20 protein-coding genes, 1 pseudogene and 1 riboswitch are annotated in these 21,092 nt (G+C 45.5%); of the genes and pseudogenes, 17 read left to right on the top strand and 4 right to left on the bottom strand.

Annotated features, from left to right (window positions below; genetic code table 11):
• Window positions 1-103: 103 nt before the first annotated feature.
• A riboswitch (FMN riboswitch) is annotated at window positions 104-254 on the top strand.
• A 125-nt stretch (window positions 255-379) separates the two neighbouring features.
• Together QGT46_RS00940 and ltrA are read left to right on the top strand one after the other, a co-directional pair.
• Window positions 380-988 carry an ECF transporter S component gene (locus tag QGT46_RS00940; RefSeq protein WP_024728330.1) on the top strand — a complete coding sequence of 203 codons (609 nt, stop codon included), beginning with the start codon at window positions 380-382 and terminating at the stop codon, window positions 986-988.
• A 554-nt stretch (window positions 989-1,542) separates the two neighbouring features.
• Entirely contained in the window at window positions 1,543-2,826 is a 1,284-nt protein-coding gene (gene ltrA, locus QGT46_RS00935; protein ID WP_148458873.1) for a group II intron reverse transcriptase/maturase, read from the top strand.
• Between the two features lie 245 nt (window positions 2,827-3,071).
• On the opposite strand, the gene QGT46_RS00930 is transcribed toward ltrA, so the two are convergent.
• Window positions 3,072-3,461 (bottom strand): thioesterase family protein, encoded by a 390-nt coding sequence (locus tag QGT46_RS00930; protein ID WP_024728329.1) that lies wholly within the window; start codon window positions 3,459-3,461, stop codon window positions 3,072-3,074.
• A gap of 248 nt (window positions 3,462-3,709) precedes the next feature.
• Between QGT46_RS00930 and QGT46_RS00925 the strand changes: the two genes are divergently transcribed.
• The 7 genes and pseudogenes from QGT46_RS00925 to QGT46_RS00895 all read left to right on the top strand — a co-directional run bounded on the left by QGT46_RS00925 (window position 3,710) and on the right by QGT46_RS00895 (window position 9,558).
• Window positions 3,710-4,315 (top strand): histidine phosphatase family protein, encoded by a 606-nt coding sequence (locus QGT46_RS00925; RefSeq protein WP_270432830.1) that lies wholly within the window; start codon window positions 3,710-3,712, stop codon window positions 4,313-4,315.
• A 36-nt stretch (window positions 4,316-4,351) separates the two neighbouring features.
• The gene (locus QGT46_RS00920; RefSeq protein WP_129700491.1) at window positions 4,352-4,783 is read left to right on the top strand and encodes a DUF1700 domain-containing protein; all 432 of its coding nucleotides are present in this window, start codon (window positions 4,352-4,354) and stop codon (window positions 4,781-4,783) included.
• 9 nt (window positions 4,784-4,792) lie between these two features.
• On the top strand, window positions 4,793-5,932 hold the full coding sequence (locus QGT46_RS00915) for a M20 metallopeptidase family protein (protein WP_148458943.1): 1,140 nt from the start codon (window positions 4,793-4,795) through the stop codon (window positions 5,930-5,932).
• A gap of 154 nt (window positions 5,933-6,086) precedes the next feature.
• Window positions 6,087-7,574, top strand: a complete 1,488-nt coding sequence (gene thrC / locus QGT46_RS00910; protein ID WP_148458942.1) for a threonine synthase — start codon at window positions 6,087-6,089, stop codon at window positions 7,572-7,574.
• 96 nt (window positions 7,575-7,670) lie between these two features.
• A complete protein-coding gene (locus QGT46_RS00905; RefSeq protein ID WP_148458941.1) occupies window positions 7,671-8,522 on the top strand; it encodes an RNA polymerase sigma factor in 852 nt (283 codons plus the stop codon).
• 13 nt (window positions 8,523-8,535) lie between these two features.
• Window positions 8,536-9,127: pseudogene (locus QGT46_RS00900) on the top strand (DUF2461 domain-containing protein).
• Window positions 9,128-9,267: 140 nt separating this feature from the next.
• Window positions 9,268-9,558 (top strand): hypothetical protein, encoded by a 291-nt coding sequence (locus QGT46_RS00895; RefSeq protein ID WP_006566422.1) that lies wholly within the window; start codon window positions 9,268-9,270, stop codon window positions 9,556-9,558.
• A 68-nt stretch (window positions 9,559-9,626) separates the two neighbouring features.
• Here the strand turns inward: QGT46_RS00895 and QGT46_RS00890 are convergent, their stop codons facing one another.
• The 3 genes from QGT46_RS00890 to QGT46_RS00880 are packed head-to-tail and all read right to left on the bottom strand — an operon-like array spanning window position 9,627 to window position 11,466.
• Window positions 9,627-10,409: a hypothetical protein gene (locus QGT46_RS00890; RefSeq protein WP_024728323.1), complete on the bottom strand. Its 783-nt coding sequence runs from the start codon at window positions 10,407-10,409 to the stop codon at window positions 9,627-9,629.
• Window positions 10,403-11,101: an ABC transporter ATP-binding protein gene (locus QGT46_RS00885; protein WP_024728322.1), complete on the bottom strand. Its 699-nt coding sequence runs from the start codon at window positions 11,099-11,101 to the stop codon at window positions 10,403-10,405. The genes QGT46_RS00890 and QGT46_RS00885 overlap by 7 nt, the downstream gene beginning before the upstream one ends.
• A 17-nt stretch (window positions 11,102-11,118) precedes the next feature.
• Window positions 11,119-11,466: a GntR family transcriptional regulator gene (locus QGT46_RS00880; protein ID WP_024728321.1), complete on the bottom strand. Its 348-nt coding sequence runs from the start codon at window positions 11,464-11,466 to the stop codon at window positions 11,119-11,121.
• A gap of 150 nt (window positions 11,467-11,616) precedes the next feature.
• Here QGT46_RS00880 and QGT46_RS00875 point away from each other — a divergent pair, with 150 nt between their 5' ends.
• The 8 genes from QGT46_RS00875 (at window position 11,617) to QGT46_RS00840 (ending at window position 21,092) form a co-directional block, all read left to right on the top strand.
• A complete protein-coding gene (locus QGT46_RS00875) occupies window positions 11,617-12,366 on the top strand; it encodes a PP2C family protein-serine/threonine phosphatase (protein ID WP_024728320.1) in 750 nt (249 codons plus the stop codon).
• Window position 12,367: 1 nt separating this feature from the next.
• Window positions 12,368-14,158 carry a protein kinase domain-containing protein gene (locus QGT46_RS00870; protein WP_148458940.1) on the top strand — a complete coding sequence of 597 codons (1,791 nt, stop codon included), beginning with the start codon at window positions 12,368-12,370 and terminating at the stop codon, window positions 14,156-14,158.
• Entirely contained in the window at window positions 14,159-16,255 is a 2,097-nt protein-coding gene (locus tag QGT46_RS00865) for a hypothetical protein (RefSeq protein WP_148458939.1), read from the top strand.
• Between the two features lie 76 nt (window positions 16,256-16,331).
• A complete protein-coding gene (locus tag QGT46_RS00860) occupies window positions 16,332-17,243 on the top strand; it encodes a S1 RNA-binding domain-containing protein (protein WP_243167368.1) in 912 nt (303 codons plus the stop codon).
• 19 nt (window positions 17,244-17,262) lie between these two features.
• Window positions 17,263-18,366: a chorismate synthase gene (gene aroC, locus QGT46_RS00855; protein ID WP_148458938.1), complete on the top strand. Its 1,104-nt coding sequence runs from the start codon at window positions 17,263-17,265 to the stop codon at window positions 18,364-18,366.
• Between the two features lie 4 nt (window positions 18,367-18,370).
• A complete protein-coding gene (tgt, locus tag QGT46_RS00850; protein WP_024728315.1) occupies window positions 18,371-19,498 on the top strand; it encodes a tRNA guanosine(34) transglycosylase Tgt in 1,128 nt (375 codons plus the stop codon).
• A gap of 59 nt (window positions 19,499-19,557) precedes the next feature.
• On the top strand, window positions 19,558-19,851 hold the full coding sequence (yajC, locus tag QGT46_RS00845; protein ID WP_024728314.1) for a preprotein translocase subunit YajC: 294 nt from the start codon (window positions 19,558-19,560) through the stop codon (window positions 19,849-19,851).
• A 110-nt stretch (window positions 19,852-19,961) separates the two neighbouring features.
• Window positions 19,962-21,092 carry a 5-methyltetrahydropteroyltriglutamate--homocysteine S-methyltransferase gene (locus tag QGT46_RS00840; RefSeq protein WP_148458937.1) on the top strand — a complete coding sequence of 377 codons (1,131 nt, stop codon included), beginning with the start codon at window positions 19,962-19,964 and terminating at the stop codon, window positions 21,090-21,092.

The following is a 21,092-nucleotide window of genomic DNA, read 5'->3' as shown; positions in this document are numbered from 1 at the left end:
GATGTGTACCCGAAAAAATTCTGAAGATGACTTTACAAACGGGAAAAATTTGTCTATAATAAACGTAGTATAAAATTGCATATCGAAGTAGAGAATAATAATTCTCCAACTTCAGGGCAGAGTGAGGCGTTTAAAAGCGTCAATTCTCGACTGGCGGTGATTCTTCTTTATTTAGAAGGCAAGTCCGCGAACCGAAAGGCCGATTGAGTGTGAATCTCAAACCAACAGTATAGTCTGGATGAAAGAAGTAACCATGGACGGTATTTTTGTATCGTTCAGCACAGCCCTGTCTTTGGTGACATGGGCATTTTTTATTTTGCGGGATTGGATCAGACAGCCCCCTCAGAATAAAAGAATTGTTAAATGGAGGAGAAAGAAAATGATGAATGAAACAGCAGCAGTGAGTAAAGTAAATGTAAGAAAGATCACAGTGACCGCCATGCTTGGAGCGCTGGCCACAATCCTGATGTTTTTTGAATTCAGCGTGCCGTTTATCATGCCGGGATTCATTAAGATGGACTTTTCCGAACTTCCCGCTCTGATCGCCGCGTTTTCCATGGGGCCGGTATCCGGCATCGCAGTGTGCTTTATTAAAAATATCGTAAATCTTCTGCACACCACGTCCGGCGGAGTAGGCGAGATTTCCAACTTCATCCTGGGAGTCTGCTTTGTACTTCCGGCAGGTTTGATCTATAAGAGAAATAAATCACAGAAGGGAGCATTGATCGGTGCCCTGACAGGAGCCGTTATAATGGCAGTCGTGAGTGTGTTTTCCAACTACTTTATCGTCTATCCGGTCTATGAAAACTTCATGCCGATGGAAGCGATCATCGGAGCTTACCAGGCGATCAACCACAATGTCAGGAACTTATGGGATGCATTAATTTGGTTTAACATGCCATTTACCTTCGTAAAAGGAATGTTCAGCGTTGTAATCACATTTTTGGTATATAAGAGGATATCCCCGATCTTGAAAGGAAAACATTAAGATTTAAGACAACTATCACAGAATATAATAAAACGTCAATCCGAAATTAAGGATTGACGTTTTTTAAGTATGACGGGCATGTCCGTGTTCTGTGGTGCAAGTCCACATAGGCGTAGCTACCGACGAACTTGTAAGCGACTCCCAAGGTTTGCATCGTGAGGTGTGGGCGAGAAGAAGGGATAGCGAAATCGTAGCCCTACGGACAGAAACCCGATATTAAGGCGTACATGGTGGGTAAGTTGACTTAAAGCAACGAAGTCCTAAAGGTAGCCGTAACCCATGTGCGTAAATCGGGAGGGTAGACGAGGAAAGAACACGGACTTATCCCGTGAGGTCTCACAGGCGGTTTCATTAGCCGTAGTAACAACGAACTGTGAGAAGTCAGCAGAAGCCATAGTAGGAGAAATCTGAAGGGCTGAACAATGTAACCGTGCAGACGAATGTATGTACCTGTGAGTATTCGACAAGCGGATGTAGGCGAAACGTATATGAGCTGTAAACGCATAAACATAGGACAAATCACAGGGAGCGGAAAGGAGCGAAGCACACAAAGTATGTCGGAATTGTTGGAAAAGATACTGGAGAAAAAGAACATGAACGAAGCATATAAGAAAGTCTGTGCCAATAAGGGTGCAGGCGGCGTTGACGGCATGGAACTGGAAGAACTTGATGGATTTATCCGTAAGAACTGGAACAGTATCAGGGAGCAAATCAGAGGAAGGAGTTACAAACCTCAACCCGTGAGGCGTGTAGAAATCCCGAAGCCTAACGGAAGCAAAAGAAAACTTGGAATACCGACAGTCATGGACAGGGTAATCCAGCAGGGTATAGCACAGATAATCAGCCCTATGTGCGAGCCGCTGTTTTCAGACCACAGTTACGGATTCCGTCCAAACAGGAGCTGTGAAATGGCTATCAAAGATATGCTCATGTTCCTCAATGAGGGATATGAGTGGATAGTGGACATAGACCTAGAGAAATTCTTCGATAACGTACCGCAGGATAAGTTGATGAGCCTTGTCCACAACATCATAAATGACGGAGATACGGAATCGCTGATACGGAAATATCTGAAAGCAGGAGTCATGGTGCAGGGCAGGTATGAGAAAACAGAACAGGGAACGCCGCAGGGTGGCAATCTGTCGCCGCTATTGTCTAATATCATGCTGAATGAACTGGATAAAGAGTTGGAAAGACGTGGATTGCGCTTCGTGAGGTACGCTGACGACTGTGTAATAGCAGTCAGAAGCGAAGCAAGTGCCAAACGTGTTATGTATTCGATAACGGACTGGATAGAGAGGAAGCTTGGTCTGAAAGTAAATGCAGATAAAACACACATAACAAGACCAATGAACCTCAAATATCTCGGCTTTGGATTCTGGAAAGATTCCAAGACGAAAGAATGGAAGTGCAGACCACACAAGGATTCTGTGCAGAAATTTAAGAGGACGTTAAAGAAGCTGACAGAAAGAAGAAAATCAATGGCGTTTGCGGAAAGGGTAAAACAGCTCAACAGGGTAATCCGAGGTTGGATAAATTACTTTGCAATAGGTAGGATGAAAACAGCAATGACCGACATAGACGCACATTTGCGNACAAGACTGCGAGTAATAATCTGGAAACAATGGAAAGTACCGAAGAAACGGCAGTGGGGATTGCAGAAGCTGGGTATAGGAAAAGACCTTGCAAGACAGACATCATACATGGGAGACCACTATCAATGGATAGTAACGAAAACCTGTGTAGTCAGGGCAATCTCAAAAGAAAAGCTGAAACAGGCAGGGCTTGTGAGTTGCTACGATTATTACATGGAACGTCATGCTTTGAAGTTATGTTGAACCGCCGTATGCCGAACGGCATGTACGGTGGTGTGAGAGGGGAGATTTAATCTCCCCTACTCGATTTTCATAGGAAAGTTCTACGACCTTCCCTATGAAATAAAAACGCTCCGCGGGTTGTGCACAGATGCGTAAGGAAATTATTTGCCTGCGGCAAATTGCATCAGGCACGCAAAGTTGTCAAGCCCCTCAAAGAGTGAGGGGTTGGGGCGTTGAAGTGGGCTTGCCCACTTTGTTCTGAATGTTTAATTTAATTTTTGTTTTGCATTATCTAAAAATGAATCGGCGGCTACGATATAGCGCTCGTGTGTGCCGATACCGATTCGGCCTTTATTGTCCATAATTTCCACCTGAAACTCTAATTTCTTGCGGTTGATCTCTGTCAGATGACACTGGCAGGTCACTTTGCAGCCTACGGGAGTGGCAGATACATGGGAAATGTTTAAATTGGTGCCGACTGTGGTCATGCCCTCATCCAGCTTTCCCTCTAATAATTTTACGGCAGCCCTTTCTACCAGGAGTGTCATGGCAGGTGTGGCATACACAGGAAGGCTTCCGCTCCCCCAGCGGGCGGCAGTCAGTTCGTCAGTAACTTCTTCTGACAGGGTGATCTTGTCTCCAATTTCAATCTTCATAAGTTGTCCTCTCTTGATTTATTCCATATCATTTTAGGATAGGTAACATTTCATACACTTAGTATAGCAAAATAAGATAAAAATGCCATAGTTTTTTAAGAATTTATTGTAATCTATATATGTCTGAAGATGATTCTCACAGCGTAAGGCTGTAAAAGTCCTGAAAAGGCTATGGTGCAAAGCCGGTAAATACGTTAAAATAGTTTTTGACGGATATAATATTAAAATTAAGGTGAGGAGGAATCTTATTGAAATTATACATGATGAGGCATGGAGAAACTTCATGGAATAAAATACGCAGGATTCAGGGACAGTCGGACATTGATCTGAATGAGGCCGGCAGAGAGGCGGCCAGGCTCACGAGTAAGGCTCTGAAAGATTTCAGATTCGACGCAGCCTATACGAGTCCGCTCAGCAGGGCCAGGGAAACGGGGGAGATCGTACTTGCAGGAAGAGATATTCCGCTGATCGAAGACGAACGCCTGAAAGAGGCCAATTTCGGACCGTATGAAGGGGCTGACCTGAATGAATTATACGAAAAAAAAGAACCTATTCTGGACTTTTTTGACCGTCCGCACAAGATGACACTGATCGAGGGCGCGGAAACCCCGGCTCAGGTCGTAGAGCGGTCGAAAATATTTCTGGAGGAATTTATTCTTCCGATGGAAAAGGAAGCAGAAAGTGTGATCTTATTTACGCACGGAGCGTTTATTCACGGAATGCTGACAAACATGTATAAAAGAGATGTGAGAGACTTTTGGAAGGGGCCGAAGCTGAAGAATTGTTCCATAAGTACGGCAGAAGTAAAAGACGGCCGTTTCTGTGTTCTCAGTGAGGCAGAGGTCCTTTATTGAAATTCAGAAAGAGAAAGAAGCTAAAGGAGACATACGATGACGAAATATGAGTTTTTAAAGGAACTCCGGGAAGCGCTGGAGGGACAGGTGCCGATGAGTGAAATTGAGGATTCCATTTCCTATTACAGAGATTATTTCAGCCGCCAGGAGGCAGATGGAAGGAGTGAGCAGGAGATCTTGGAAGAACTAGGCAGCCCAAGACTTATCGCAAAATCCATCATCGAGACAAAGGGCGGGGAGCAGATCTATTATGAAGATACCTATGAAGAACAGGTGAATGAAGAGGAAGGTTCTCCGAAAGTTTTTGTGTTTGATTCTTTTCTGACGAAGATTGGGTGTCTGGCAGCGGTGATCATTGTCATTATACTGATTGGAAGCGTGTTCGCCGTAGCGCTCCGCTTTATCGGACCGATCATTATGATCCTTCTTCTTATCTACCTGATCAAAAATGTTTTTGGAAAGAGGTAAGGGCAGAAAATGGATATCATTCAGGAAGTAAACCAGGCCAGGGAGAGGATCGTAAAGTACAGGCAGGATCTTCACCGATGTCCGGAGACGGCCTTTGAAGAATATAAGACTACAGCCTATATCAAGCGGCAGCTGGATGCCATGGGGATATCCTATACACCGTTGTATCCCACAGGTATTGTGGCGGAGATCGGGAAGGGCAGGGGGGCGGCTGCCCTAAGGGCCGATATTGATGCATTAAAAGTAAAAGAGGAGACAGGGTGTTCTTTTGCGTCAGAACATCAGGGATATATGCATGCCTGCGGACATGACGGGCATGCAGCCATTCTTTTGGGCGCAGCCGGTATTCTGAAAAAGCATGAAAAGGAATTATCAAAAAAAGTATTTCTTGTTTTTCAGCCGGCGGAGGAGACTGCCCAGGGGGCAAAACTGGTCCTGGAGTCAGGGCTATTAGAAGGTGTAAAAGAAATTTTCGGCCTCCATATTTTTTCCGGGATCGAAGCCGGGAAGATTTCTCTGGAGGCAGGGCCGAGAATGGCTGCTACGGACTGGTTTTCTATAGACATCAGAGGGAAATCCGGTCATGCCGGAAAACCTCATCTTTGTACGGACGCATCGGTGATCGCTGCCGCCACGGTCATGAACCTTCAGACGATCGTGAGCAGAAATACCGATCCTCTGGACTCAGCTGTAGTTACTGTGGGAAAGATGACCTCAGGTACAGCCAGAAATGTCATATCCGGCTCTGCCGGAATCGAGGGAACGGTCCGGACATTTTCGGAGGAGACTGAAAAAATGGTGAAGGAACGGGTCATCGAAATCGCCGTGGGAACAGCCGGTCAGCTGGGAGGAGAAGCGGCCGTAGATTATCCGCCGTCCAGTCATCCGCCTCTGATCAACGGGGAATCGACGGTGGAGAGAGCCATGCGGGGAGCAGGAAAGATTTTTTCCGAGAAGGACTTTGTGCATGTGCCTCCGATGATGCTAGGAGAAGATTATTCCAACTATTTAAAGACGATTCTGGGAGCCTTTGCATTTGTGGGAGGAGGTAAAGATCAGTTTCCCAATCACCACGGCAGATTTGACATGGATGAAAAGGCACTGGTAAGCGGAGTGAAACTGATGCTTGCTTATGTCATGGAAGAGTAGGCAGTTCGCAGGGATGAGCAGTACAAAAAACGGCAGAATGTACAGTATTTCGTGCTAGACCGCAATTCACAAGTATGCTATAATCATAGCCAAAGAAAAAATAGGCCTCATTTATGGCCTTACAGATTATAAACCAGGGAAAAGGCGGGTAATTATGAATTTAGTTTATCGTAGTACAAGAAACAGGGAAGAGACGGCATCTGCTTCTGAAGCGATCCTGAAAGGACTGACGGATGACGGAGGACTTTTTGTGCCGGATTCTATTCCGAAGCTCCAGGTTTCCGTAGAAGACCTGACAGAGATGACCTATCAGGAAATTGCGTATGCGGTTATGAAGGAGTTTCTCACAGATTTTACAGAGGAAGAGTTAAAGACCTGTATTGCCAATGCTTATGATGACAAGTTTGACACAGAGGAGATCGCTCCGATAGTGAAAGCAGGGGATGTATATTATCTTGAGCTGTTCCACGGCTCCACCATCGCATTCAAGGATATGGCTCTCTCCATCCTCCCTCATCTTTTAGTTACTTCCGCAAAAAAGAATCATGTGAAAAATGAGATCGTGATCCTGACAGCCACTTCCGGAGACACCGGCAAAGCTGCTCTGGCCGGTTTTGCAGACGTGCCGGGAACGAAGATCATTGTCTTTTATCCGAAATCCGGGGTCAGCCCGATCCAGGAAAAGCAGATGCTGACCCAGAAGGGTGAAAATACTTACGTTATCGGCATCAAAGGTAACTTTGACGATGCCCAGACCGGCGTGAAAAAGATGTTCTCCAACAGGGAACTGGCAGCAGTGATGGACGGGAACGGGTATCAGTTTTCATCTGCAAACTCAATTAACATCGGACGTCTGGTTCCTCAGATCGTATATTACGTAAAAGCCTATGCGGATCTGGTGAAAAAAGGTGCAGTAAAAGCAGGAGATCCGATGAACGTCGTAGTCCCTACGGGTAACTTTGGAAATATCCTGGCAGCGTTTTATGCAAAACAGATGGGAATTCCGGTCGGAAAGTTTGTCTGTGCGTCCAATGAAAATAAAGTTTTGTTTGATTTCTTCCGGACTGGAGAATATGACAGAAAGCGTGAGTTTGTTGTGACATCATCTCCTTCCATGGACATTTTGATTTCCAGCAATCTGGAGCGTTTGATTTACAGAATTGCTGGAAATGATGCCGAACAGTGTGCGAAATTTATGAATGCTCTGACAGAAGACGGCGCATATGAGATCACACAGGAGATGAGAGACCAGCTCTCAGAGTTCTTCGGGGCTTATGCCACAGAAGAAGAGACTATGGAGAAGATCAGACAGATCTATGAGGCAGAACATTATGTACTGGATACCCATACGGCAGTAGCATCCGTGGCATATGACAAATATATCAAAGACAGTGGTGACAAGACACCGACAGTCATAGCGTCCACCGCCAGCCCGTATAAGTTTACCAGAAGCGTAATGAATGCCATCGATCCAAAATATGATGAAAAGTCTGATTTTGAATTAGTGGATGAGTTACATAGAATTTCCGGCGTGACTGTCCCCGGCGCCATCGAAGAGATCAGGACGGCTCCGATCCTCCACGATACAGTCTGTGAGACGGCAGCTATGGAAGAAGAAATGAAAAAAATCTTGAATATTTAAGATAGCAATTATTAAAAACGGCAGAGTTGAATTCTCTGCCGTTTTTTTGTCACAAAAAAGTATTTTTGATGTCTAATACTGCAGGAGGTAAAATTTATGGATAAGATAACAAACCAACAACTTGAACTGCTCATCGGCAGAGCCGTAGACGGAGACCAAAAATCCCTGGAAACAGTGATCATGAGCGTACAGGACCTGATCTTCAATCTTTCCCTCAGGATGCTCGGGACTTTTGCGGATGCAGAGGATGCGTCACAGGACATCATAGTGAAAGTCATCACCCACTTGTCATCGTTTAGAAAAGAGAGTGCTTTTTCTACGTGGGTCTACAGGATTGCGGTAAACCATTTGAAGGATTATAAAAAGCACATGTTTGCCAATAGTCCTCTGAGTCTGGATTTTTACAGGGATGATATTGAGAATGCCCAAATCCGGGACATCCCTGATCTTACACAGAATGTAGAGGTTTCTATTTTAGAAGAAGAACTGAAAATGTCATGTACCAATGTGCTGCTGCAGTGTCTGGACAGCGAGAGCAGATGTATTTTTATTCTGGGAACAATGTTTAAACTGGACAGCCGTATCGCAGGTGATATCCTGGGAATGACACCGGAGGCATACCGAAAGAGGCTTTCCAGAATACGCAGCAAAGTTGCAGATTTCCTTGACCGCTACTGCGGTGAATTTGGCCGGGGGACATGCAGATGCAGAGACAGGCTCAACTATGCCATCAAGAATCACCGCCTGGACCCGGGCAAGCTGGATTATACGGCGGCAGATAAAATTTCAGAACAGACATTGTTTCATGTGAAGGATGCAATGGAAGATATTGATGATTTATCAATGAAATTTTCTTTTTGTAAATCCTATGGGTCACCGGAGAAAATGAAACAGTTTATCAGGGAGTTTCTGGATTCTGCTCCGTTTTCTGTCGTGAAAGAATCGTGAGGAGGGATTATACATGAATATGGAACTGATTTTAAATTATTTATCGGAACTCAGTCGAAATAATAACCGGGAGTGGTATCATGCGCACAAGGAAGAGTATCAGCAGGCCAATGCAACTGGTGAGGGACACCAGGTTCAGCCGTGATAAGTCTCCGTATAATCCCTGTTTCCGCGCTCACATTTCATCAAAAGGCAAACTGCCGGTTCCCGTTGGATATTATATCATGATCCGGCCGGGTGATCAGTCTTTTTTAGGCGGAGGTTTATTTGCGGATATGTTTAAAGACGCTACAAGGATGGTGCGGGACTATCTTTCAAAACATCCTGCGGAGTGGGAACAAATCATCGGGTCTGAAGAGTTTAAGAGCTATTTTGCTGTAAAGGGCACGGCACTGAAAAATGTGCCTGCAGGCTACGATGAGGATCATCTACAGGCTAAATATCTGAAGAATAAAAGCTGGTATCTGGAATATTTCATAAAAGACGAGGAACTCCTGGATGGGGAACAATTTCTGGACAGAGCTGCAGACATTTTTCATAAAATGAAACCGTTTAATGATTATCTGAACAGAGCATTGGAAGGCTTTAAGATGCCTCAGAGATAAAAATGCCATACCCTGCGGGTGGACACGCATCGCGTGTTAAGGTATACCCACAGGGCATCCCGTATTTTATACCCTACGGGTGGACACGCTTCGCGTGTTAAGGTATAATTTAAGAAAAAGTATGTGAGGAGACGGTGATTATGCCAAAGGATTTATTTGATAAGATCGAGCAGACTATAACGACTACTGGGAAGGCAGCGGCGAAAAAGGCAAGGGAAGTAGCAGATACGGCAAAGATTAAAAATGATATCCGCGTTGCGAAGCGTGAATTAAATGATTTGTATGAGCAGGTTGGACGGCAGTATTTTGAGTCTCATATGGATTATCCGGAAGCGGAATATATTGATCTGTTTAATCTGATCGAAAAGATCCGGGGAGATATCAAAGTCATGGAAGCGGATCTTGAGATGGTCAGAGAAGAAGAATCGTAAGATTGAGATTAGTAAAATATAAAAGCCGGCAGGAAATTTTATCCTGCCGGCTTTTTAGTGTTGTGTGATCAGAGATTTGTTTTTCTTTCCATGAGATATCTTGTCAGGAAGAAGGAGACGATAATCTCTATGATGCTGCCGATGATCATCATAGGCAGCAGATAGTAGCAGAATTTCTCAAGTCCGGTAAAATTCATAAAGTTCGGGAAGATGGACGAGAAGATGTTGGTCACAAGTGAAAGTGCCGCAGTTGCAAGGAAATAAGTTCCTATGGATGCCGCCAGGCGGTGGTTCGGTAAAAGACCTCCGATGGTAATACAGAGGTATACGAACAGCGGTGATGATATGGCACTCAATATCAATGAAGACAAAGTCTCAGTGATAAATAAAAATCTGATTCCTGGGTCAATCTTGTTAAATTCCTGGAATGAAAGGGACAGCACATGACAGAAATCGGTCCAGTATGGCGTACCTGCCAGGAAAATAAAAATAGAGAACATGAATGCGACGGAGGAGATAACAAACCAGAAGATACTGATCAGAAGTTTGTTCAGGATCTGAAGGTTGATGGAAACAGGAAGCGTAAAGCTTAAGTATCCTTCATCGGTATAAAAGTTCTTATAAAACCGGTAAAAAGAGATAATAAAGCACATGAGGTACAGAGCAATCACGGCCACTACATAGATGGTCACAATAAAAATGCTGAGAGTCATGCGCAGCGGATCATTGCCGAATCCGATCATCATCATAAACAGTTTGAATAACAGTGTGATCCCGCCGAATGTTGCGAGCAGAGGCACAAAATACCGGGCGGTGGCTTTCAATTCATATTTCAGTAGTTTTCCTAGCATTTGAATACCTCCCTGAATAACTGGTCCACAGATTTTTGTTTCTCCTCCCGGATCTGGTCGACGGTTGCAGACAGAGTGATCTTTCCGTTCTGTAAAAACAGGACGTCGTCCAGGACGGTTTCGATGTCACTGATCAGATGGGTGGAAATGATCAGGCTGGCATCCGGATTGTAGTTCGAAATAATCGTTTTTAAAATATAATCACGGGCAGCGGGATCTACACCGGCGATCGGCTCATCCAGAAGATATAATTTTGCATTCCGGCTCATGACTAAGATGAGCTGTACTTTTTCTTTTGTTCCCTTAGACAGTGTTTTCAGGCGCTTATTCTCGTCAATTCCAAGATCCTTCAGCATATAGAGCGCCTTTTCTTTGTTAAAGTCTTTATAAAAATCATCAAAGTAAGTAAATACTTCATGGATTTTCATCCACTCCGGCAGATACATCCGGTCCGGAAGATAGGAAATGTGCTCCCGGGAATGGATGCCGAGGGGCTGGCTGTCAAACAGGATATCTCCCTCTGTTGCCGTCAGCAGGCCGTTGATCAGTTTGATCAGTGTGCTCTTGCCGCTTCCGTTAGGGCCTAAAAGACCGATGATACGTCCGGAGGGAATTTTTAAGTTTAGTCTGTCTAAGGCTAAAAAACCTGAGTAAACCTTAGAAAGATTATTACATTCAAGAATATAGTTCATATAGATACCTCTCATTGCTATCTTATTAGTTTGATAATGTCTTCTTTTTTCAGACCAAATCGTTCCATCTTCTTCAGGAACTCTGCAATTTCCTTTTCGGCAATTGAAGCCTGCAGTGACTGAATCAACTGCTCATCTTCGGTGACAAAGCGTCCGCTGGTCCTTTGGGAATAGAGCAGGCCGCTGCGCTCCAGTTCGGACAGTGCTTTCTGCATTGTATTCGGATTCACAGAAGCACAGGCGGCCAGATCCCGGACGGAAGGCAGCTTTCCTCCGAGAGGATAGACACCGGAAAGGATATCGCCTTGAATATGTTCCATCAGTTGAAGATAAATCGGCCGGTCATCGGATAATTCCCATGCCATAATAAACCTCACTTTCTTGTATTAAGTATCTAGTACAATGGTATAATAGACTGGAAAAAAAGTCAATTAATTTTTAAAAATAAATTGACTGTGACTGGAAATAATTGTATAATGAGATCAATAAATGGAAATAAAAGGAGGATTTACATTATGTTTCAAATTGTAGATATGACAGATATGGGCAATGGCCGGGATTCCAATCAGGACTCTTATCTCCTGAAAGAAGAAGAGATCTGCGGACAGCAGATATTGATGGCGGTTATGTGCGACGGCATGGGAGGACTCAGCAGGGGAGAGATCGCAAGCGGATACATTGTAGGTTCGCTGGACCGGTGGTTTGCCCACACACTCCCGGTCCTCCTCAAACAAAAGATGAAGATCATGAGGATTCAAAAGGAACTGGTGGCTGCCATCAAGAAGATCAACCACCGGCTGATCCTTTTGAGCCAAGAATACGGGGACACGATGGGGAGCACCCTGACGCTTCTTTTTGCGGCAGACCGCCGGTTTTTTGTACTGAACATCGGTGACTCCAGAGCCTATTGGTTTGACCGGGACCAGAAGTATGTCACCAGGGATCATACCCTGGTCCAGGAAGAAGTCAGCCGCGGACTGCTGACCATAGAGGAAGCGAAGACCGATGCCAGAAAACATATTCTGATGCAGTGCATTGGTGTTACAAAGGAGATCACCATTGACTGTTACAATGGGAAACTAAAACCGGGGATGGAATTTCTGCTCTGCACAGACGGGTTCTACGGTATGCTCAGGGAGGAGGAGATTTACGAAGTGGAAGCTTCCAAAGACGAGATGAGACGATGGGTGAGAAAATGTTTTGATAAAGTAAAAGAAAGAGGGGAATTGGACAACTTATCATGCATTGTCGTAAAAGTTTCCTGACATGGACAGAGACTGTACAGGAAACTGTATACTTTTAAAGCGGTTAGGCAGGGGAGGACAGGGAGAGATCTATTTAGCCTGGGACGAAGAAAAATCAAGGCATACAGCGGTCAAAAGGTTTGAAAGGCAGCTCTTGGAAGGTATCAGGGAGGCACGGATACTGGAGTCATTATGTCATCCGGGGATACCGGAGTATCTTGGACGGAGATCGGAAGACGGACACTTAGATCTTTTTATGGAATATATTCCGGGCATCTCAGTGAAAGAGTATATCAGGATTCATGAGAAGATCCCCGAACGCCGGACAGCTGTATGGGGCATACAGCTGCTGGATATTTTAGACTATCTTCATAGGAGATCTCCGCCGGTGATCCACTGCGATATTAAACCGTCCAATCTGATAATCACGAAGAGAGGAAGGCTCTTTCTGATCGACTATGGCACGGCAATTCTGGGGAAGGATGGGAATCAAAAGCTGGGGACCTGCGGATATGCTGCACCGGAGCAGATGGACGGACTCGGATGTGCAGATGAACAGAGTGATATTTACAGTTTTGGCATGACCTTATATCACATGGCCACAGGGCATCACCCTGGTAAAAAACCATGGGAAGATAATAAAAACTATGGGTTTTCCAGGGGATTTGCGAGAGTATTGAAAAAGTGTATACAAACGGATAAGGAAGACCGTTATCTGACAGTATCAGAAGTGAGACGCGGGCTTAAGAGAGCTTTAAGAAAGCGCGCCGCTGTCCGGGCTGGGGCAGCAGTTTCTTTGATTTTTGCGGCAGGCGTTTGCTGGAAGTCTGCATACAAAAAAGAGCAGTCTGCATATGCTGTGCTGTTAGCTAAAGCCGAGGAAGAACGGTCAAAGGCGGGGAGCAGATTTTCGATGAAAGCAGTTCGGTATTATGAGCTGGCGATCGATCGGGGTCCGGGTCAGGCAGCGGCATATGAGCGACTGCTGAGATATTATCAGTCTGCCGGGAGAGAAAGAGAAGGCCTTACAGTTCTGGCAGAGTATGTGGAGTCTAAAGATTTTGACGCTGTGGGGAAGGACAAACTTTTATTCAGAATGGGTCTTTTATATCTCCAGGGAAAAGAGGGAAAGGGAGGATTCCCGCCGGACCCGGTTTTGGCATACCGGTATCTGGCGATGCAGGAGCATCCCTCAGACACCAAAAAAGATTATACAGAACTTGCGGGGATTTTATCAGGAAAGAGCTATCAGGGAGACAGGCTGTGGGAAATTCTGGACCGGTGCGGGAAAAAGACAGAAGATTTCCGGCAGACATATCTTTTATTTCAGATCTGCCGACAAAAAGAGCAGGAGCTGAAGAAGTTCGGGGATGTTGAAAAAAAGCAGGAGGAACTGGCAGATCTCATGGAAAAATTGTCTGAGAACAGTGATGAAAGGAGGACTGCACTGCGCGAAAAAGCGGCATATTATGAGCGCATGATAGACAGCTGCGGCCTTGAGGCATGGATAGAGGCCGCAGACCGGTACACAGAGATGCTGGAGCAGGAAAAGGAAAAGGCAGAGATGCAGCTGAAAAAGGCCAGACTGTTCGCCGGGTATGGGAGAAAAAAGAGTGCAGAGGAAGTGTACCGGGCAGTCATCAGACAGTATTCGGGATGGCCTGAGGGATATATAGCATATGGTTTTTATTTGGCGGAAGCAGGAAAGAGGGATATGGCACAGAATATGTACCGCAGGGCAAAGGGCCTCGGTGCAGGAGGGGATACGGAACTTCATAAACTCGGAGCTGTTTTGGGGGAGGAAAATAATTAGATGCTGAATCGAAAAAAGATAGCAGGAGTTTTTATGATCGTGTTTGCTGCGGCGGGATGCACGGTTTTTGGCGGTGAGAAAGAGGAGCCTTCTTTGAGGGCGGAGTATGCGGATGGAGAGCAGGAAACTTATGCAGCAAAGGAGCGGGAACTTAAAATTACTCTGCTGAAGGAAGGAGCAGACAGGAATAAAGTAATCTGCCGCGCAGAAGGGAGCGATGGAAAAGAAAAGTGGGATGCAGGAAATATAACTTGGCTGTCAGACAAAGAAGGCAGGGTTATCTTTCGGAGGGAGGGCTGGTACAGAGTCAGTGTGGAATATGATGGTGAATCCAGTATGCTTCAGGAATTTTGTCTGGAAACAACAAAACCGGAGGAGCCGGAGGCGGATACGGGTTCCTATATGCAGGGCACATGGACAAACCGCCCTGTGCATATAAATTTGTCTCAGGGAAGCTCTTTTTCAGGACGATCCGGCTTTGAATACCTGGAATCAGAACAGGGAGAGTGGAAAGAAGCTGAGGGAGACAGTATTACAGTTAAGACAAACGGGATACACAGATACAAAGTGCGCGCGGTTTCCAAAGCAGGGAACCGGAGTGCGACTGCCGATATCTTTGTGAAGTTCTGGAATAAACAGCCCGGAAAACCAAAAGTAAACTGCGCCGGCTCCGCAGACGGAGAGTGGCACAAAAAAGAAGTGAGGATCTGTGCAGAGGAAAAGAAGAACAAAGGTCCCAAACTGAGAACCTTTATCACAGCAAAGAATCTGGATACGGCGAGGGAAAAAACTTTTGAAGAGAACAGCTTTTTACTTTCTGGAGAAGGGAAATACCAGATCCGAGTGGTTCAGAAGGATGAGGCAGGAAATATCTCAAAGAAAGCATGGAAAAAGAACATTTATATAGACGGCAGCAAGCCCCGGATCAGCATGGAAGGGAAATCAGTGAATCAATATGAGAAGGACGGCTGCAAACTCAAAGTGACCATAAAAGATTCCTATCTGGATGCAGAGAGCATACGGTGGCAGACTACGGGGAAAGTTAAGAATCAGACAGCTAAAGGAGGAGTACTGAAAGCGGATGTATATTTTTTAAAGGAAGGGGAGCAGAAGCTTTCAGTGTCGTGTCAAGATCAGGCCGGAAACTTTGTCGAAGCTTCTGCCGGGCATTTTTTCATAGATAAAACAAAACCACAGCTTAAAATCACGGGGATCAGTTCTCTTGGAATCTATAATTTTGCGCCAGAGGCCAAGGTGAGCTGTATGGACGATACTCCTACGGAGGTTTCTTTATACTTAAACGGTAAATTGTTAAAGAGAGAGAACGTAAAGCCAGGAGAAAACAGGAAAGCGGCGTACCCGATGCTGTCAGAAGACGGATACTATTGTGCCGAAGCCCGGGCCAGAGACAGTGCCGGAAATACGGCATCAGAAAAAGTTTTTTTTACTGTCAGCTGTAAGGGAACACAGATCATACCGGACGGGAATACCGTACACCAAAGCAGTTCAATGAAGGATCAGGGATCATTCGGATTTCGGATGAAAAATGTAGTGCCTTCTTATGTGACAGAATTTGTTGTGAATGGCCGGACCGTACCCTATGAGAGAAAGGGAGATTATGTCTATATAAGCAATAAGTATTTAAAGAATGGGTCAAACCAGATAAAAGTGAAGATGAAAGATATAACCGGCCATGTCAGTACACTGAAAAAGCCATTGAATCTTCACTATGATGCGGAACCTCCTGTGATCCTCATATCCGGGGTCAGACACGGAATCACTTATCGGGAGAAAAAGCAAATCCAGGTAAAAGTTCAGGATGATCAGGACCGGATAACGGGTTTATGGATGGACGGCAGGAAGATAAAGTTTTCAGACGGACAGACGGTGATCCGGTGCGGCACAGACGGAAATCACAGGCTAAAGGCTGAGGCCGTGGGAAGGTCGGGGCTTAAGTCCGGCAGAACGGTGGAGTTTAAAATCAGTACGAAACAGAGAAAACATTCAAAACGTCCATTCGGGTTTCTGATTTCCGGGATCTATTTCCTTACGGCACTTTATCTCATGTTTTTCTTTTTCCGAAGCCGAAAATCATAAGAAACAAGTTAAAATCTTCTTTATTCTGTGTTATAATGAGGCTTAATGCAGAGGTTTCGTGAAAGGAGATTTAAAAATGGCAGAAGAAATGAAAGAAACAATGGAACAGTATGAGAATGAATTGGAAGCATCCTTCCGTAAGATGGATGAGGGAGATATAGTTGAGGGGGATGTATTGAGCGTCAGCGACGAAGAGGCAGTTATCGATTTAAAATATTATGCTCAGGGTATTCTGAAAGCTTCTGAATACAGCGATGATCCGAATATCACATTGACAGAAGCACTCCGTGAAGGCGACAGGCTAAAAGCAAAAGTAATTTCCGTGGATGACGGAGAGGGAAATATCCTGTTGTCCAAGAGAGAGGCCAATCAGGTTCTCGCCTGGGACCGCCTTCAGAAACTGATGGATGAAGAAGCAGTTCTCAGTCTCACTGTGGGCGGAGTCGTCAACGGAGGTGTGATCGTTTACGTAGAAGGAATCCGCGGGTTTATCCCGGCTTCCCAGCTTTCCTTAAATTATGTGGAAGACCTGAACACATGGCTCAAAAAAGAAGTGGAAGCCAAGATCATTAACGTAGATGAGAGCAGGAATAAACTTGTACTCTCAGCCAAAGAAGTGGAAAAGGCAAAGGCTCAGGAGGAGCTTAACCACAAGATGGCCATGATGCGTCCGGGCATGGTGCTGGAAGGTACTGTAGAAAATATCATGCCGTACGGAGCGTTTGTGGATCTTGGCGATGGACTTAGCGGCTTGATCCATATATCACAGTTCAGCGAAAAAAGAATTAAAAGCCCGAAAGAAATGGTAGAAGAAGGACAAAAGGTCAAAGTAAAGGTTTTAAAAATCGCCGACAACAAGATCAGTCTCAGCATGAAGGTACTGGAGGAATCCAGAGAGGCGGAAAAAGTTGAGACCGGAATTGAATATAAGGAAGAGGAAAAGGCACAGACCAGCCTCGGAGACTTACTGGCAAATCTTAAGTTATAATTCAGAGAGGAATCAAAAGATGGCAGGTTCAAGCATTGGCACATTATTCAAAATTACAACGTGGGGAGAGACCCATGGAGAGGGGCTTGGAGTCGTCGTAGATGGATGCCCGGCCGGACTTTCTATTTCAAAGGAAGATATTCAGCAGTACTTAAACCGCAGAAAACCGGGACAGTCAAAATATACGACGCCCCGGAAAGAGGACGATCAGGCAGAGATCCTGTCCGGAGTTTTCGAAGGAAAAACTACCGGAACTCCCATTTCCATGGCTGTCTATAACAAGAACCAGAAATCCAGAGACTACAGTCAGATCAAAGATGTTTACCGGCCCGGGCATGCGGATTATACTTATGATGCCAAATATGGAATCAGGGATTACAGAGGCGGAGGAAGGTCTTCCGGAAGAGAGACCATCGGGCGTGTGGCTGCCGGGGCAGTGGCTGTCAAGCTTTTAAAGGAACTTGGCATTACGGTAACGGCATACGCAAAAGAGATCGGCGGCATCACGGCAGACGAGAAACGATTTGATATAGAAGAGATCTTCCGGAACCCGTTTTATATGCCCGACAGAGAAGCAGCATTGAAAGTGCAGGAATATGCGGACCACATGATGAGAGAACAGGATTCTATGGGCGGTATTATCGAGTGTACCGTTCAAGGGTTAAAGCCCGGGATCGGTGATCCGGTGTTTGAAAAGCTGGATGCCAATCTGGCCAAAGCAGTGCTTTCGATCGGTGCCGTAAAGGGATTTGAGATCGGTGACGGCTTTGCGGCGGCCTCATCCAGCGGATCCCAGAATAATGACGCTTATGAGTATCGGGAAGGCAGAATTGTAAAAAAGTCAAATCACTCAGGAGGAGTGCTGGGAGGAATCAGTGACGGCAGCCCGGTCGTGTTCCGGGCGGCAGTCAAGCCGACTCCGTCTATCGCAAAGGTCCAGCCTACGGCAGGAAAAAACGGAGCAGATATCGACCTTTCCATCGGGGGAAGACATGATCCGATGATTGTTCCAAGAGCTGTGGTAGTGGTCGAATCCATGGCAGCGGTCACGATTGCAGACGGGCTGCTTATGAATCTGAGTGCCAGCATGGACTCTGTAAAAAAAATATACGGACAATGGTGAATATATGTATCAGTTAATAAAAAAAGACGGAAGAGCAAAAAGAGGACGGTTTACGACCGTTCATGGGACGATAGAGACCCCGGTTTTTATGAATGTGGGGACAGTGGCTGCGATCAAGGGGGCAGTGAGCACAGATGATTTAAAAGAGATCAGAACACAGGTGGAACTTTCCAATACCTATCATCTCCATGTAAGACCGGGGGATCGGCTGATCAAGGAATTCGGGGGCCTTCATAAGTTTATGAACTGGGACCGCCCGATCCTTACAGATTCAGGGGGATTTCAGGTCTTTTCCCTGGCCAAGCTGCGTAAGATAAAGGAGGAAGGTGTTTCTTTTTCTTCCCATATCGATGGACGGAAGATTTTTATGGGACCCGAGGAGAGTATGCAGATCCAGTCTAATCTGGGATCTACTATCGCTATGGCCTTCGACGAGTGTCCGCCCCATCCAGCGGAGAGAAAATACATGCAGGATTCTGTGGACCGCACGACCAGATGGCTGCACCGCTGTAAAAAAGAGCTGGATCGTCTGAACCGTCTGCCGGATACGGTGAATCCGCATCAGATGCTGTTTGGAATCAATCAGGGCGGAACCTATGAAGACATCCGTATCTCTCATGCAAAAGAGATTTCCAGGCTTGACCTTGACGGCTATGCCCTGGGAGGCCTGGCGGTAGGGGAATCCCACGCGGAGATGTACCGTATTCTGGATGAAACCGTCCCGTATCTTCCAGAAGCAAAACCTACTTATCTGATGGGAGTGGGCACTCCCGCCAATATTTTGGAAGCGGTAGACCGGGGAGTAGACTTTTTTGACTGCGTTTACCCGACAAGAAACGGCAGGCATGGACATGTCTATACCAACCACGGCAAGATGAACCTGTTCAATAAAAAATATGAGCTGGATCACAGGCCTATAGAAGAAGGATGCCAGTGTCCGGCGTGCAGAAGCTTCAGCAGGGCTTATATCAGACATCTGCTCAAGGCAAAAGAAATGCTGGGTATGAGACTGTGTGTCTTGCATAACTTATATTTTTATAATACAATGATGGAAGAGATTCGGGAGGCCATTGAACAGGGGCGATACAGAGAGTACAAGGAGAGAAAGCTTTCTGGTATGGAAAATAAGTGATCAGGATTCAAGAAATTGAATTTGATATATTATTATTTTAAATGGAGGAAAAAGAACAAATGCAATCACAATTTAGTATGATTCTGTGGCTTATTATTGTGTTCGGAGGTATGTATTTCTTACTGATCCGTCCGCAGAAGAAAAAAGACCAGCAGATGAAGGAATTAGCGGCTTCTCTGGAAGTTGGGGACAGTGTACTTACCATCAGCGGTTTCTATGGTGTGATCGTGGATGTCGTAGATGACAAAACGATCGTTGTAGAATTCGGAAATGACAAACATTGCCGTATTCCTATGGAACGTGCTGCCATTTCTCAGGTTGAGAAACCGAATCAGGGAACAAAAGAAGATTAATATGCAGGGACGGCGCTTTTTTGCGCCGTCTTTTCTGTACCCAAGAGGGCGCTTTAAGAAGGAGTGAGTCAAAAGAAGTTGGTTATCAGAAGCATCCAGGAGGAGTGATCATGGACAGGACATCGTTTCCCTACTATTATGATATCGTTGGCAGTTTTTTGCGAACAGAGACATTGAAAGTTGCCAAAAGACAGTATAAACAGGGTGATATGAGTGCAGTAAAATTAAAGAGAGTTGAAAATCAGGCGGTCAGGGAACTGGTCAGGAAGCAGAAAGAAGCAGGACTTAAGGCAGTTACCGACGGAGAACTGCACAGAAGATGGTGGCATCTGGATTTTCTTTGGTATTTGAACGGAATCGAGAGAAAGAAATATAAACGGAGACCGGACATTTTCAGGGAAGAAGAGACAGAGCCGGAGACGCTTGCAGTCTGCAGCAGGATCAGCTTCGGCAATCATCCGTTTTTAAACCATTTTCGGTTTCTAAAGTCGATTGCCGGGAATACGGCGACTAAGATGACGATTCCGTCACCGGCTATGTTCCATTTAATCTGCTGTGTACACTCTGAGTCATACCAGTCGATTCCGCTTTACAGGAATGAAAAAGTTTTGTTTGAAGATATCGTCAAGAGTTATCAAATAGCGCTGAGGGCTTTTTACAATGCAGGATGCAGATACCTTCAGTTTGATGATGTCTCCTGGGGAGAATTTTGTTCCGGGGAACGGAGGGAGGTTTATCGGAACAGGGGGATTGACACAGAGAACCTGTCAGAGCATTATGTCTGGCTGATCAACCAGGTGCTGAAAGTGAAACCGGAGGATATGGCGGTGACCCTTCATATCTGCCGGGGAAAGTTCCATTCTGCCTGTATGATATCAGGAAGCTATGAGGCAGTGGCAGAGCAGTTATTCGGTAATTGTCTTGTGGACGGCTTTTTTCTGGAATATAATGACAGTGCGCAGGCCGGAGATTTCAGGTCGCTCAGATACATAAAGAATCAGAAAGTTGCGCTTGGATTGATTTCTACCAGGTCTCCTGTGATGGAAAAGGATGAAGTAATTCAAAAGAAAATTATGGAAGCATCGTCCTATGTTCCGCTGACACAGCTTTGCTTAAGCCCGCAGTGCGGATTTGCCTCAGAAAAACAACAGAGATTTTTGACAGAGGAACAGCAGTGGGAGAAGATCAGGAATATGAAGAGAATTGCGGAGGAAGTATGGAAGATACCGGCAGGGGCTTAG

It is taken from the genome of Anaerostipes faecis (assembly GCF_910574135.1).
GTDB lineage: Bacteria > Bacillota > Clostridia > Lachnospirales > Lachnospiraceae > Anaerostipes > Anaerostipes hominis.
This window is presented reverse-complemented; position numbering and strand designations above follow the sequence as displayed.